Here is a 14,583-nt window from a genome sequence, read left to right as displayed (position 1 = left end):
GTGCCACGTAAACCCCGCGTAGGGCTCGCTCTCGGGAGCGGCGCCGCCAGAGGATGGGCCCATATCGGCGTCATCCGTGCCCTTGAACGTCTCGGCATCAAACCGGATTTGATCGCTGGCTGCTCCATCGGCAGCTTTGTTGGCGCCGCCTATGCCGCCGGAGAACTGGATCGGCTGGAGTCATGGGTGCGCGGCTTTACCCGCCTGCAGGTGGTGAGCCTGCTCGACCCGGCCCTCTCCGGCGGGCTGTTTCGCGGCGAAAAGGTGTTTGGCCTCGCCGCCAACCATCTGGGAGACCCCGATCTCGAGAGTCTGCCCATCCCCTTCGCCTGCATCGCCACCGAACTCGATACCGGCCGCGAGATCTGGCTGCAACAGGGTTCGCTGCGCCAGTCTGTGCGCGCCTCTTGCGGCATGCCGGGGATCCTCACCCCGACCCGGGTCAACGACCGCTGGCTGGTCGATGGCGCCGTGGTCAACCCGGTGCCCATCTCGCTGGCCCGCGCCATGGGGGCCGAGGTGGTGATTGCAGTCAACCTCAACACTGACATGCACCAGCCCTGGACCGACGAGCCGGACCAACCGGGCAGCGGCGGCCTGCTCAGCCAGTGGCTCAATCGCGGTGAATCCGCGCCAGCCACCCCCGGTCTGTGGAGCGTGATGAGTGGCTCCATCAACATCATGCAGGAGCGCATTACCCGCGCCCGGATGGCCGGTGACCCGCCGGAAATCCAGCTCTGTCCACGCCTTGGCAGCTTCTCCATCATGGATTTTCATCGCGCCAGCGATGCCATCAACGAGGGGGAGGCCTGTGTCGAGCGCAACCTCGAACAGCTCAAGGATGAACTGGGCCGCCTCGGGTTGCTGTGATCCCAAGTCACTCGCACCAACAAAAAGAGCGCCTTGCGGCGCTCTTTTGCTATGACAACACCCCTGGCTTAGAACAGCCCCAGCCCCTTGAGCATCACGATCAGGATCAGCAGCGGTGATACGTAACGGATGATGAAGAACAGTGGCTTGAGGATGGGCAGAGCCAGCTCGCCGCCATTGGTCAGAGCATCGCGCATCTTCTCCTCACCCCATACCCAACCCACAAACAGGCAGAGGAAGATACCGCCCAGCGGCATCAGGATGTTGGAGGAGAGGTAGTCGAACAGATCGAAGAAGGTTTTGCCCGCAATCTGCACATCCGCCATCGTGCTGTTGGAGAGCGCGCAGGTGGAACCGACCACCCCCAGCACCAGCAGGTTGATCAGGGTCGCCTTGGGACGGCTCATCTTGAAGCGCTCGGAGAGCACAGAGACCGGCACTTCCAGAATGGAGAGCATGGCGCCGGTGGCCGCGATGGCCGACAGCACGAAGAAGAGCACCATGAACAGATGACCAAACGGGATGCTGGCAAACACCGCCGGAATGGTGATGAACAGCAGCGACGGACCGGCGGTCGGCTCGAACCCGAAGGCAAACACCGCCGGGAAGATGGCGATACCGGCCAGCATGGAGACAAACAGGTCGGCGCACATCACCCGGAATGCGGTGACCGGAATGTTCTGGTCATCACGGAAGTAGCTGCCGTAAGTCATCATGCAGCCCATCCCGATGGAGAGCTTGAAGAAGGCCAGCCCCATGGCGGTCAACACCACGGCGGAGGTGATCTTGGAAAAATCGGGCGAGAAGAGGAAGGAGAGACCTTCGCTCGCGCCGGGCAGCGTCAGACTGCGGATACCGATCACCAGCAGCAGGATAAAGAGCACCGGCATCAGCTTCTTGGTGACCGCTTCGATCCCCTTGGAGACCCCCATCAGCAGGATGCCGCCCATCAGGGCCAGTACCAGCCACTGCCACAGCAGGCTCTGCAGCGGGTTGCTGATCAGCGCACCAAACGCCGCACCGGTCACCTTGGGATCGGTGGAGAGAATGGAACCGTCGATCGCCTTGAAGATATAGGCAAACACCCAGGCCGCCACTTCCGAGTAGAAGGACATGATCAGGAAGGCCGCCAGCACCCCCATCACCGCAATCAGCCACCAGGGCTGGCCTTTCGGAGCCAGCTTGCTCAGGGTGGTGACCGCATCAGTTTTGCTTTTGCGGCCCAGCATGATCTCGGAAATCATCACCGGCAAACCGACCAGCAGGGTCGCGATCACGTAGACCAGCAGAAAACCTGCGCCACCGTTCTCACCGGTCAGGTAGGGAAATTTCCAGATATTGCCGAGGCCGACAGCTGAACCAAGGGTAGCGGCAAGTACGCCGAATTTACTGGTAAAGCCGTCGCGGGCCTTGGGGGGTGTTTGACTCATGCTTGTCTCACTTATTTCGCATCATGCGAGATGAACCGGGTTTTGAGGGTCGGAATTTTCTGAGGTTTATGGTGGTTTGCCAAGATGTTTTGAGCAAAAGCCCTATATAGAGCACAGATAAGAAAAAAGCGGAGAGCAGGACTCTGATTTGCAGGCAAAAAAATACCGCCCGAAGGCGGCATTTCTATTCACATTGATGATCACGCCTTGGCGAGGTCATCCGGTCCAATCTGGCCAATTTCGGCGACTTTTTTGTCCGCCAGCAGCCAGAGGGTGAACTTGTGCAGATCCGGGTGGTGCGCCAGGGCAACCAGGAAGGCGCCCCCAACTTCACGGTAGCCCAGCTCGTAGTTTTTCAGCGTGGTGGGAGGAACACCCAGCAAATCTGCAAACTTCGGACGGCTCAAACCGACCGCTTCACGGATCTGACGGATCTTCTTGCCAACAGTGACGATATTTGAATTCATAATGTTCCATACTCCGTTTGACGGATTAAATCCGCCTTTTTTTTTCGCGACGACTCGTAGTCAAGTGTATCAGTTTTGTACGGACTCGTTATGGTCGAGTCTCTATCTTTATAAGCGCCTTTCGGCGACAACCCTTGCCTTCATGGGGGATGGTAATCGCTCAGCCGCTTCAGGTAAACAGTCTCGAAAAGAAACCTATATTGTTGCCACCCGAATAACTCGTATAATCCGCCAGCTACCCATAAAGAGGAATAAGTATGGCGTTTCCCGGCATTATCTCTCGCCTGCACCCCGTTTCAAACACAGAAGAACTGGCACAACAGCGCCTGCAAGGTGAACAATATCGCGCCGAAGCATTCTGGCTTCCGGCCTTGATGTCCAGCCATGCCAGTGAGCTGCTGGCCGCCCTGCCGGACCGCTGCAGCCTGTTTCTTGAACAGGCATGCCCGGACCTTGCCCTGCGCAGCCACGACGGCACCCTGCATAACAATGAGCAACTCATCACGGTAAATGGTCAGGCTATTGCTCTGGCAACCACCCCGGGCGATGGTGGTCTGGTACCCGAATCCGGCATGTGCGAGATGGCTGACTGGCTGGAAGCGGGACACCGCCATTTTCTCTGTTCAGCAGCGGTTCAGCCTGTGGCGCGAGCCATCCTCAATATCTGGCCACTGGACCCCTATTTGGCACGTCATTTTCTGACCAGCTTTACACCACTTTTGCACAGTGCAACCGAGCAAGATTACCGCGCGGTCTTTGCCGCCAGAGAATCTTCGGCCAACCCGCATCCCGACTGGGTTCAGGCCTATATGAAACTTGAAAAGAAATTGCACAGGGCCTATCTGGATCACTAATTAATCTGGATAAACAGCCAGTTAACGACACGACACAATTTGCCACAAGTCTCATTTGTGAGCTTGATCATGTTTTAAATTCGGCATAGAGTGCGCCTCGTCATCGGAATGACATCAGTTGCTTGGCAGTGGTTTCTCACGCATTGCGTGCCATGCCAGAGCACTCGACACACCAGGAGAGTGTGCAACCCGGTACTGCCGGGTCATCTGCCAGACTCGACGCCAGCCGTACGGCGGAGCCTGCAGCTTACATAAATTACAAAGTGCGAAGCACGTGAACAACGTGCGATCTCAACGAGGATTTTTTTATGATGAAAATGGCTCCTTCCATGATCGCCATCGCTATGGCTGCTCTGGGTGCTACTGCTGCTCACGCTGCTGACGACATCTACTTCGGTGCCGGTGTTGGTGCTGCTCACTTCAACGGTCTGAACAAGATCAACGGTGGTGGTTACGAAGGTACTGAAGATGCAGCCGCTGCAAACGCATTCGTAGGCTACAACTTCACCGAAAACTTCGGTACCGAGTTTGGCTACCAGTACGCTGGTCGTGGCAACATCGAAGGTGAGCGTTACGAGAACCAGGGTGCCACCCTGTCTGGTATCGCCCGTCTGCCGGTTGGCAACGACTTCTCCCTGTTTGCCGAAGCAGGTGCCTACTGGGCTCACACCGACGGTCTGACCGTGAGCGACACTAAAGTTTCTCCGCTGGCTGGCGCTGGTGTGACTTACAAAGTAAACGACGCGCTGGATCTGCAAGCTCGTTACCGCTACATGTGGGACGTGGCTGATCTGCAGCCGGTTGAAGGCGTACGTTACAAGTCCAACCAGAGCGTTGCTACTCTGGAAGCCGTATACCACCCGTTCCGTACTTCCTACGTAGCTCCGGTAGCTGCTCCGGTTGTTGTAGAAGCGCCGGCTCCGGCTCCGCAAGTTGTAGAGAAGAACTTCGCTCTGAACTCTGACGTACTGTTTGCCTTTGGCAAAGATAGCCTGAAGCCGGAAGGCGTTGCAGCCCTGAACGGTCTGTATCAGCAAATCGTTGAGTTCCAGCCGAAAGATGGCAACGCTGTTGTTGTTGGTTACACCGACCGTATCGGTTCCGACGCTTACAACCAGAAGCTGTCTGAAGCCCGTGCCCGTACCGTTGCCAACTTCCTGGTGAGCAAAGGTATGGCTGCCAGCAAGGTTGCTATCGAAGGTCGTGGCGAAGCCAACCCGGTTACCGGCACCAAGTGCAACGGCGTAACCGCTAAAGCTCAACTGATCTCTTGCCTGGCTCCGGATCGTCGCGTAGAAGTTCGCGTATCTGGCGTACAAGAAGTTCAAAAGTAATCTGACCTGATTCAGATACTGCGAAAAGGGGATGCTGTTGCATCCCCTTTTGTTTATCTATGATCCCCTGTTGCCAGCGGTCCCATTCCCTCCCCTATCTTGCCTGTCCCCCCCCAAAGGAATACAGTAGTTGCGCCTGTAAGGTATTGGATAAGCATTAAAAAGCGCTTCTTGTCCGGCCTGTTGTCCATGACGCCAACGCATCATGAGTGTCCAAAAGCTTTCCGCTATCCGCTTTGTTGACGAATTTTCGCAGCAATAAAAAAAGTGCACTGAATGCCCGACTCGGGCTCACGCAACGAGGATAAAACGATGAAAATCAAGATGGCACCCACCCTGATCGCGCTGGCGCTAGCCGCAGCAGGGACCACGGCACAGGCTGCCGATGACTGGTATACCGGTATCGGTGCAGGTTGGGCATATGCTCACAACCTGGATGATGTTCATGGCCTGGATACAGATAAAGACGCCACCGCGCTGAGCCTGTTCGGCGGCTACAACTTCAACGACTACTATGCGGCGGAACTGGGCTACCTCTACGCCGGTAAAGCGGGCGTTGACGGAACCGACTTCAAAACCCAGGGCGCGACCCTCTCCGGCATTGCACGCCTGCCACTGAACGACATCTTCTCGGTGTTCGCTGAAGGCGGCGCCTACTTCAATCACGTCAATGGCAATGGCAACAGCGACAACGGTACCGCACCGCTGGCCGGTCTGGGGCTGACTGCCAAGCTCTCTGATCTTATCGATGTGCAAGCCCGCTATCGCTATCTGTGGAATCTGGGCAGCGAGCAGAAGACCTGGGAGAGCGACATGAGTGTCGCGACCCTGGAGCTGGTGTTGCACCCCAACCGCACCTCCTATGTCGCACCGGTTGCCGCCCCCGCGCCTGAGCCCGTCCCCGAGCCGGTCGTGGTCGACAAAAACTTCGCCCTGAGCTCTGATGTGCTGTTTGCCTTTGGCAAATCCACCCTCAAGCCAGAAGGTGTCGCAGCGCTGAATACGCTGTATCAACAGATCGTTGAGGTGCAGCCGAAAGATGGCAGCGCGGTGGTCGTCGGTTACACCGACCGAATCGGTTCTGACGCTTACAACCTGAAGCTCTCCGAAGCCCGCGCTCGTACCGTCGCCGACTTCCTGGTAGGTAAAGGCCTGCCTGCTGGCAAAGTCGCCATCGAAGGTCGCGGTGAAGCCAATCCGGTCACCGGTACCCAGTGCAACAGCGTCAAAGCCAAAGCCCAGCTGATCTCTTGCCTGGCGCCGGATCGTCGCGTAGAAGTGCGCGTCACCGGTGTCCAACAAGTGACCCAATAATCCCGTACTGAAAACAGTGTGACACCAGAGGCCCGACGGGCCTCTTTTTTTGACGACACCACACCACGTTCAGAAAGAGATGCCTGAGCGTCACCACCTTATATAACAATGAGGGAGGCATCAGCCTCCCTCGTTTCATCTCACTTTTTACGCGACCTGACGGGCTTAGAACGACGTCCGGCGGTAGCGACGATATTCCGGATGCCAGAAGTTGGCATCGATGGCCTGATCGATCACCTCGTCCGGGGTCTGCACCGCCTTGCCCTGCAGCATGGCGGTCTTGGCCACCATCTTGGCGATGTAACGGGAGACCTGATGGATATCCGCCAGATCCGGCAGCAGGGAGCCCTCCTCCCCTTTCACCAGCGGCGAACACTCCGCCAGCGCGCGGCTGGCCGACATCAGCATGGCGTCGGTCACCCGGGTGGCGCCGGAGGCGATGACGCCAAGGCCAATCCCCGGGAAGATAAAGGAGTTGTTGCACTGGGCGATGACATAGCGCTTGCCCTTGTGCTCCACCGGCGCAAACGGACTACCGGTTGCCACCAGCGCCTGACCGTCGGTCCAGCGGATCAAATCAGCAGGCGTCGCCTCGACCCGGGAGGTGGGGTTGGAGAGCGGGAAGATGATGGGACGGGCACAGTGCTTGTGCATGGTCTTGACCACCTCTTCGGTGAACAGCCCCGGCTGGCCGGAGACCCCGATCAGGATGTCCGGGCGACCGTGCTCCATCACCTCCAGCAGGGAGATGTTGTCCCCCACCGGCCACTCTTTGATCCGCTCCACCGGTTGGGAGAGGCGGCGCTGGAAGTCGAGCTGGTTGGGGATCTTGTCGGTGATAAGACCAAAACGGTCCACCATAAAGACTCGGCCACGGGCCTGCGCATCGGTCAGCCCCTCGGCCTTCATCTGCGCCACGATCTGCTCGGCAATACCGCAACCCGCGCTGCCTGCCCCGAGGAAGGCAACCCGCTTCTCGGAGAGCTTGGCACCGGAGGCCTTGCAAGCGGCGATCAGGCTGCCCAGCGTCACCGCTGCAGTGCCCTGAATATCGTCGTTGAAGCAGCAGAGCTCATTCTTGTAGCGGTTGAGCAGCGGCATGGCGTTGTTCTGGGCGAAATCCTCGAACTGCAGCAGGATGTCTGGCCAGCGGCGCTTGACCGCCTGAATGAAGGCATCGACGAACTCGGCATACTCTTCACCGGAGATGCGCGGATTGCGCCAGCCCATATAGAAGGGGTCGTTCAGCAGTTGCTGGTTGTTGGTGCCCACATCCAGCACCACCGGCAGGCAGTAGGCGGGCGAAATGCCGCCACAGGCGGTGTAGAGCGACAGCTTGCCGATGGGAATGCCCATGCCGCCAATGCCCTGATCGCCGAGACCCAGGATCCGCTCGCCATCGGTGACCACGATCACCTTGACGTTCTGCTTGGTGGCGTTTTGCAGCATGTCATCGATCCGGTCCATATCCGGATAGGAGATGAATAGGCCACGGGCACGGCGATAGATGTTGGAGAACTCCTCACACGCCTTGCCCACGGTCGGGGTATAGATGATCGGCAGCATCTCGGTCAGGTGGTTGTGCAACAGACGGTAGAAGAGCGTCTCGTTGGTATCCTGGATGTTGCGCAGATAGATGTGCTTGTCCATGTCGTTGCCAAACGCCATGAACTGGCGATAGGCGCGCTCGGCCTGCTCTTCGATGGTCTCGATATTTTGGGGCAACAGACCTTCGAGGTTGAAGTTGCTGCGCTCTTCGCTGGTGAAGGCGCTGCCCTTGTTAAGCAAGGGGGTCTCCAGCAGGGCGGGACCGGCGTAGGGAATGTAGAGGGGACGTTTCTGGTTATTATCTTCAAACATGGATCTTGGTACCTAAACGGTTAGCTAGACGCAGGAACCCGCCGATCCTAGGGGCTTGTGTCATTAATTTCAAAGAGTTTGCACATCCGTTGCAAAAGGTTTGCGACCCAGTCGACGAAAGGCGCCGGGGGTCTGCCCGGTCAGACGACGGAAACGGTTGGCAAAGTTAGCCCCATCGCTGTAACCAACCCGGGCCGCCAGCTCGCCGAGTGGCCAGTTGGTATAGAGCAGCAACTGGCGCGCCTTGTTCATTCTGAGCTCGGTCACCCTTGCCATCGGCCCCATGCCGAACACCTGCTGGCAGAGGCGATGCAGATGGGGCACAGAGCAGGCCATCTGTTGGGCCAATAGGGCGACACTCCAGGGTTCATCAAGGCGCGCCTCCACCCGGCGAAACAGCGCCTGTAACCGCAGCTCCGGGGTGCCGCGCACCTCCCCTTGCAGGGTTCGCTCCAGCAGCGCCAACAACAGGCTGAGCAGTTGAGGTTGCAGCGGGGAGCGGACCCCCTCCCCCTGCATCAGACTAAGCAGATGGTAGAGCTGATCGCCGCCATCCCCCTGCCAGATGCGATGACCCAGCCGGTGCAGGTGCTGCCAGCGCGGCACGTCATCGAGCAAAATCCAGCTGATCTGCCAGCGCTCCCCAATCAGCTTGAGACCGCCGGGCACGGCGGCGGGCAGGAAAATCAAAGACCCGGCCGGAATGGGCTGCTCCCCCTCGTCGGTGAGCAGCGCTCCCCCCTCATCGTGACTCACCATCAGGATGTGGAACTCGGGGCGATTGCGGCGAATGAGATAGTGATCCCGCACCTGGGAGAGGCCGGTCAGAAAGATCCCCGCCTCGCCGAGCAGGGGCAGCCCTTCACGCCCCAACATCCGCTCTTCACAGGCTGGCGCTATCTCCAGACATTCACTGATAAATGGCATAACACCTCAACAGGATAGTTTTACACAATAAAACCGAGAGCTACTCACAGTGAGCCCATGCCAATAAGACCCTATCATACCCCTGACAAACCTTGCTTTTCTCAAACCCGGTTAACAACGATGAATTATTGGCAAGCGATTTTAAAACAAACCACCGATCGCGAGTTCATGACCCGACTGTGGCGACTGGCCCTGCCTGTCTCGCTACAGTCCATGATGTTCTCCCTGCTCGGCCTCATCGATATCATGATGGTGAGCCAGCTTGGCACCACGGCTGTGGCGGCGGTCGGCTTGGGTAACCGGGTCTTCTTTTTCAATCTGCTGGTGATAGCGGGCCTCGCGGGCGGGGTCTCGGTATTGGCAGCACAATACTTCGGACGCGGCGAGATGGCCGGGGTACGCCGCTCCCTGGCACTGGCCATGGTGGGCGCCCTGTTGGTCACCCTGCCCTTTGCCTTCATCTATGTGTTATCACCGGGCAGCGTGCTGGGCTTTGCCAGTCAGGATCCGGCGCTGCGTTTGCTGGCCGACCAGTTTCTGATGATCACCGGTGCCACCATCCTCTGCACCGCCATCGTAGTGCCGCTGGAATCAGCGCTGCGCTCGGTGGGCAATGCCGCCGCCCCGACCCGCATCGGCATTATCGCCATCATCGCCAACGTCATCCTCAACTACACCCTCATCTTCGGTCACTTCGGCTTCGAGGCGATGGGGGTCGCCGGGTCGGCCTGGGGCACGACCATTTCGCGCCTGCTGCAAACGGCCTTGCTGCTGATCTACGTGAAGCGTTATGAGGCACGGCTGATCCCGCGCGCACCAGACTGGCTGGCCGCCTTCAAACGCAAGGAGGTGGTGCGCTTTACCCTGATCGCCCTGCCGCTGCTGTTCCATGACGGGCTCTGGGCGTTCGGCATGCTGATTTACGGCTTTCTCTACGCCCATCTTGGCACCGATTCGCTGGCCATCATGACCACCCTCGGCACCCTTGAGAGCATCCTTATCTCCCTCTTCTTCGGGATGGCGGTGGCCTGCTCGACCCTGCTCGGCCACCGACTCGGGGCCGAGGAGTACGACATCGCCTGGCAACACTCCCAACTGTTCCTGCTGCTGGCACCGATTGGCGCGCTGCTGGTGGGGATCATCGTCTGGCTGCTGCAAGCCAACCTGCTGCAATGGGTCGGCAACCTGCCCCCCGAGCTGATGACAGAGGCGGGACAAGTGCTCGGCATCATGTGTCTGGGCATGTTGCTCAAGGTGTTCAACATGGTGGGTGTGATCGGGGTACTGCGCTCGGGTGGCGATGTGAATTACACCATCTTCATCGATATCGTCGGCATGTGGTGTATCGGCATCCCGCTCGCCTGGGTCACTGTCACTCTGCTGGGCTGGCCGCTCTCCTGGGTGGTCGCGGTTGTTTTGCTGGAGGAGCTCAGCAAGGTGCTGCTGGTACAGCACCGGATCCGCCAGCGCCGCTGGTTGAAGAATCTGGTGATGGGGTAAGGCACAAGCGGGAAAAAACGGGGTCATATCAATGACAGAAAAACCCTGTTTGCAGTATGCTGGGCGCCTCTTCAATCAGAGGCAGGGATCCACGATTTCCCTGTCCAGTAGTCGTTTAAGGAGACGAGCATGCAACCACAGAAAGAGCTGATCACCGAGACTGCCCTGCTGGAGATGGCCAACAAGATCATCAAAGAGCATGAAGACTTCATCCACGGCATGCGCGCCGACTCGGTGGAGCAGAAGGGGGATATTCTGGTGTTCAAGGGGGAGTTTTTCCTGGCCGAAGATGGCACCCCGACCGGCAAGACCATGGCGGTATTCAACATGTTCAAGCTGCTGGCCCAGCAGCTCTCCGGCAAGTACAAGCTGAGCTGATCTCGCCAGCATAAGGCCAACACGATGCCGCCCTCAGGCGGCATCTGTTTTTTCGCCCTGCTGGCGCTCGGCCACCACGCAGTTGCGTCCCGCCATCTTGGCCTGATAGAGACACTCATCGGCACGGTTGATCAGAATATCGATGGTGTCATCGGTACGCGCCATGGCTATCCCGATACTCACCGTCACCTCCAGCAATTCGTCAGAGGTGGGGCTCTTCACCAACCGCGCCTCGACGGCAATACGCAGCCGCTCGGCCATCTTGCTCGCCTGCGCCAGATCTGCACAGTTGTGCAGCAGGATGGCAAACTCTTCGCCACCATAGCGCCCCAGCACCATGTCAGGCTCCAGCTGCTCGCCCAAGGTGGTAGCTACCTCCTTGAGTACCGCATCCCCCGCCAGATGGCCGTAGATATCGTTGATCCGCTTGAAGCGATCGAGATCCAGCAGCATCACCGCAAAGGGCTTCTTCTTGAGTTGCAACCGGACTCTGGCCTGCTCCAGCTGCTTCATCAGCAAGCGGCGATTCATCATGCCGGTCAGCTCATCGGTGGTCGATTCCCGATAGAGCCGCAGCAACATGTTGAGTTGACCGCACTGCACCCAGCAACTGGCCATGGTGAACATGCCGAGCACCCACACCTGATTCAGGGTGGCCTGACTCCAGATGGTCTGGCCCACCAACAGCCAGTGGCCCAGCAGCATGGTCACCAGCACCACCCCCGCCAGTTGCAGCCCGAGGGAGAGCGGGATGGGGAAGATGGCAAACAGGGTGATCAGCAGATAGGGGAAGGCTACGTAGCCCGCTTGCAGCTCCTGCTCGGTGCCAAAACTGTGCAGGCAGAAGAGGGAGAAAAGCATCATCACCGCCATCAGATAGCCAAGGGCCAGCTTCATTCGCTCCCGGCGAAAGTGGATGAGATAAGAGAGCGGGATGAGAGGAGAGAGTGCCAGGGTGCAAAAAATCCGGGCCTGGAACAACTGCTCGAAATGGATCGCGGGCAAGGTCACCCAATCCACCACAGCCCAGGCGGGCAGCCCCACCATCAACAGACCGGTGAGCAGGCGTAAACGCACCGTCATAAAACCCATACGGGTACGAGTAAAGTCTTCGGAGTGAACCTTGGCACTCCAGAACTCCGCCAATTTCAGCACCAGGATCTCCACACAACTACAAAGGGCTCATTCTACACCGATGTAGGGGGGGGCAAGGGAAAATTAAACAGTGACAAGGATCACACAAACCGACAGATGATAATCGCAGCGCGCAAACGTTTCAACCCATCAAAAAATAAACCTTTTTTCGCATAATTAGCGCTGGTCAGCGCCATTTCAATCACTAAAATAGCGCCCAATTTTCTCCCCCTCCCCACACAATTCGAGGTACTTATGGAACAGGCTGCTGCCACACGCATCACCCCAGAGGCACATCCCCCCAGGCGAGCCCATAGCGAACTGGTCTACGGCATAGACGATGTACCACCCCTGCCCCAGACACTGTTCGCCGCCCTGCAGCATATGCTCGCCATGTTTGTCGCCATCATTACCCCGCCCCTGATTATCGCCAATGCCCTCGGCCTCCCTGCCGCCGACACCCGTTATATCGTCTCCATGTCGCTGGTCATGTCCGGCATCGCCTCCTTCATTCAAACTCGCCGCTTCGGCCCCATCGGTTCCGGCCTCCTCTCGGTACAGGGCACCAGCTTCAACTTCCTCGGCCCCATCATCGCCTCCGGTCTCGCCCTCAAACAGGCCGCCATGCCCACCGAAGACCTGCTGGGCACCCTGTTCGGTACCATGCTGGCGGCCGCCCTCACCATTGTGGTGATGAGCCGCTTCCTCCATCTGGTGAAACGGATCATCACCCCGCTGGTGACCGGTATCGTGGTGCTGCTGATCGGCCTGACCCTGATCAAGGTGGGTCTCATCAGCATGGGCGGCGGTTATGCCGCCCTCTCTGATGGCAGCTTTGCCAGCCACACCAACCTCTTCCTCTCCCTGCTGGTGCTCGGCCTTATCGTGCTGCTGCAGCGCAGTCGTAACCCCTGGCTGCGCCTCTCCGCCATCATGATCGCCATGCTGGCAGGCTATGCCGTGGCGCTGCTGCTGGGCAAAGTGAGCGCCCCCACCTTTGATGGTCCGCTGGTGATGGTGCCCATTCCGCTCCACTACGGCCTCGGCTTTGATTGGCAGCTGTTCGTGCCGCTCGCCATCATCTTCGTGGTGACAGCGCTCGAAGCGATCGGCGACATGACCGCCACTTCGGATATCTCCGGCGAGCCGCTGGAAGGGCCTGTCTATATGGAGCGGATCAAGGGGGGCGTACTGGCTGATGGTGCCAACTCCATGCTGGCGGCGGTTTTCTCCACCTTCCCCATGTCCACCTTCGCCCAGAACAACGGCGTTATTCAGCTGACCGGGGTGGCCAGCCGCCATGTGGGCCTCTTTATCGCCGCCATGCTGGCGCTGCTCGGCCTGTTCCCGGCGGTCGCCAGTCTGGTACAGCAGATCCCCGAGCCCGTGCTGGGCGGCGCCACCATAGTGATGTTCGGCACCATCGCCGCCGCCGGGGTGCGCATCATCGCCCGCGAGGAGCTGGATCGCCGCGCCCTGATGATCCTGGCGGTATCGCTCGCCATGGGGCTGGGTGTGGCGCAGGTGCCGGAAGTGCTGCAACACCTGCCGGAGCTGGCCAGAAGCGTGCTCTCCTACGGCGTCGCCACCGGCGGCATCACCGCCATCGTGATGAACCTGCTGCTGCCAAAGCGCGAACCGCGTCACTCCTGAGACATCGCCCACCGATAGCAAACCAAAGCCCCGCACTGCGGGGCTTTACCTTGCCAGTCGCCACGGGTAGTGTGCTGGGCAGCCTTTTTTGAGGATGCCGCCATGCCCTATCGCCTGCTCTCTCCCCTCCCCGCCACAACTTCCCCCGCACAGATTCTGGAGCAAGAGCAGCGCTGGCTGCGCGACTGTGCCCATGACGGTCAGCCCCGCGCGCACCTCTGGCAGGCGCCCCAATGCCTGATTGTCACCCGCAAGGATACCCGCTTCCCCCATTACGCAGCCGCCTGCCAGCAACTTGCAGATGAAGGGTGGCCGGTACATGTGCGCGACAGCGGCGGCACCGCCGTGCCTCACGGGGCGGGTATTCTCAACCTATCCTTGCTGCTGCCCCGCACCACCACAGATCTCGCCCACTACTACCGGCTGCTGGGCGCGCCGCTGCTGACCCTGCTGGCAGAGTACGGCCTTGCGGGAAGTTACGACTTCGTGCCCGGATCCTTTTGCGATGGTCAGTACAATCTGGTGATCGGTGCACGCAAGATCACCGGCACCGCCCAGCGCTGGCTGGCGCCGGGGCAGGATCACCAGGGCGCCGTGCTGGCGCAAGCCATGCTGCTGGTTGCTGGCGATGTGGATGAGGGAACCAGGATGGCGAGCCGCTTCTACGAGTTGGCGGGCGGCGAACTGCGCTTTATGACGGGAACCTCCACCACGCTGGCAAGCTGCATCGATTGGCGCGGTAGCGATCAGGCACTGGTAGAGAAAGTGCGAGCACGTCTGGATAGCCTGCTGAGCGAGGGGCTATTCCCCTCACCCTGATCCTCCTCTCCCGGAGGGTGAGGGAACACGCCCGTCCATGGCA

Annotated in this window: 13 protein-coding genes; 8 read left to right on the top strand and 5 right to left on the bottom strand. The window is 59.2% G+C overall.

Annotated elements, in window-relative coordinates; translation table 11 throughout:
- Positions 1–870 carry a patatin-like phospholipase family protein gene (locus LD28_RS0100865; RefSeq protein ID WP_033135150.1) on the top strand — a complete coding sequence of 290 codons (870 nt, stop codon included), beginning with the start codon at positions 1–3 and terminating at the stop codon, positions 868–870.
- A 68-nt stretch (positions 871–938) separates the two neighbouring features.
- On the opposite strand, the gene LD28_RS0100860 is transcribed toward LD28_RS0100865, so the two are convergent.
- Together LD28_RS0100860 and LD28_RS0100855 are read right to left on the bottom strand one after the other, a co-directional pair.
- Complete coding sequence (locus tag LD28_RS0100860; protein ID WP_033135149.1) at positions 939–2,300, bottom strand: sodium-dependent transporter; 1,362 nt, start codon at positions 2,298–2,300, stop codon at positions 939–941.
- Positions 2,301–2,500: 200 nt separating this feature from the next.
- Positions 2,501–2,767: a helix-turn-helix domain-containing protein gene (locus LD28_RS0100855; protein WP_005338367.1), complete on the bottom strand. Its 267-nt coding sequence runs from the start codon at positions 2,765–2,767 to the stop codon at positions 2,501–2,503.
- A gap of 257 nt (positions 2,768–3,024) precedes the next feature.
- Between LD28_RS0100855 and LD28_RS0100850 the strand changes: the two genes are divergently transcribed.
- From LD28_RS0100850 to ompA, 3 genes are all read left to right on the top strand, one after another.
- Positions 3,025–3,621 carry a hypothetical protein gene (locus tag LD28_RS0100850; RefSeq protein WP_033135148.1) on the top strand — a complete coding sequence of 199 codons (597 nt, stop codon included), beginning with the start codon at positions 3,025–3,027 and terminating at the stop codon, positions 3,619–3,621.
- 308 nt (positions 3,622–3,929) lie between these two features.
- Positions 3,930–4,955 (top strand): porin OmpA, encoded by a 1,026-nt coding sequence (locus LD28_RS0100845; protein WP_033135147.1) that lies wholly within the window; start codon positions 3,930–3,932, stop codon positions 4,953–4,955.
- A gap of 312 nt (positions 4,956–5,267) precedes the next feature.
- Positions 5,268–6,269, top strand: coding sequence for a porin OmpA (gene ompA / locus LD28_RS0100840; protein ID WP_033135146.1), 1,002 nt, complete (start codon positions 5,268–5,270; stop codon positions 6,267–6,269).
- Positions 6,270–6,434: 165 nt separating this feature from the next.
- On the opposite strand, the gene LD28_RS0100835 is transcribed toward ompA, so the two are convergent.
- Together LD28_RS0100835 and LD28_RS0100830 are read right to left on the bottom strand one after the other, a co-directional pair.
- The gene (locus LD28_RS0100835) at positions 6,435–8,129 is read right to left on the bottom strand and encodes an NAD-dependent malic enzyme (protein ID WP_033135145.1); all 1,695 of its coding nucleotides are present in this window, start codon (positions 8,127–8,129) and stop codon (positions 6,435–6,437) included.
- Positions 8,130–8,198: 69 nt separating this feature from the next.
- Positions 8,199–9,056, bottom strand: coding sequence for a helix-turn-helix transcriptional regulator (locus LD28_RS0100830; protein WP_033135144.1), 858 nt, complete (start codon positions 9,054–9,056; stop codon positions 8,199–8,201).
- A 120-nt stretch (positions 9,057–9,176) separates the two neighbouring features.
- Here LD28_RS0100830 and LD28_RS0100825 point away from each other — a divergent pair, with 120 nt between their 5' ends.
- Positions 9,177–10,556, top strand: coding sequence for an MATE family efflux transporter (locus tag LD28_RS0100825; RefSeq protein WP_033135143.1), 1,380 nt, complete (start codon positions 9,177–9,179; stop codon positions 10,554–10,556).
- Positions 10,557–10,685: 129 nt separating this feature from the next.
- Positions 10,686–10,934: a YciN family protein gene (locus LD28_RS0100820; protein ID WP_033115738.1), complete on the top strand. Its 249-nt coding sequence runs from the start codon at positions 10,686–10,688 to the stop codon at positions 10,932–10,934.
- Between the two features lie 33 nt (positions 10,935–10,967).
- Here the strand turns inward: LD28_RS0100820 and LD28_RS0100815 are convergent, their stop codons facing one another.
- A complete protein-coding gene (locus LD28_RS0100815; protein ID WP_033135221.1) occupies positions 10,968–12,089 on the bottom strand; it encodes a GGDEF domain-containing protein in 1,122 nt (373 codons plus the stop codon).
- A gap of 234 nt (positions 12,090–12,323) precedes the next feature.
- On the opposite strand from LD28_RS0100815, the gene LD28_RS0100810 reads away from it, so the two are divergent.
- Together LD28_RS0100810 and LD28_RS0100805 are read left to right on the top strand one after the other, a co-directional pair.
- Entirely contained in the window at positions 12,324–13,721 is a 1,398-nt protein-coding gene (locus LD28_RS0100810; protein WP_033135142.1) for a nucleobase:cation symporter-2 family protein, read from the top strand.
- Between the two features lie 102 nt (positions 13,722–13,823).
- Complete coding sequence (locus LD28_RS0100805; RefSeq protein WP_033135141.1) at positions 13,824–14,540, top strand: lipoyl protein ligase domain-containing protein; 717 nt, start codon at positions 13,824–13,826, stop codon at positions 14,538–14,540.
- Positions 14,541–14,583: the final 43 nt, after the last annotated feature.

Source organism: Aeromonas finlandensis, assembly GCF_000764645.1.
In the GTDB taxonomy this organism is placed as follows: domain Bacteria; phylum Pseudomonadota; class Gammaproteobacteria; order Enterobacterales; family Aeromonadaceae; genus Aeromonas; species Aeromonas finlandensis.
Note: the sequence above shows the minus strand (reverse complement) of the source record. Positions and strands in the feature narration are given on the sequence as shown.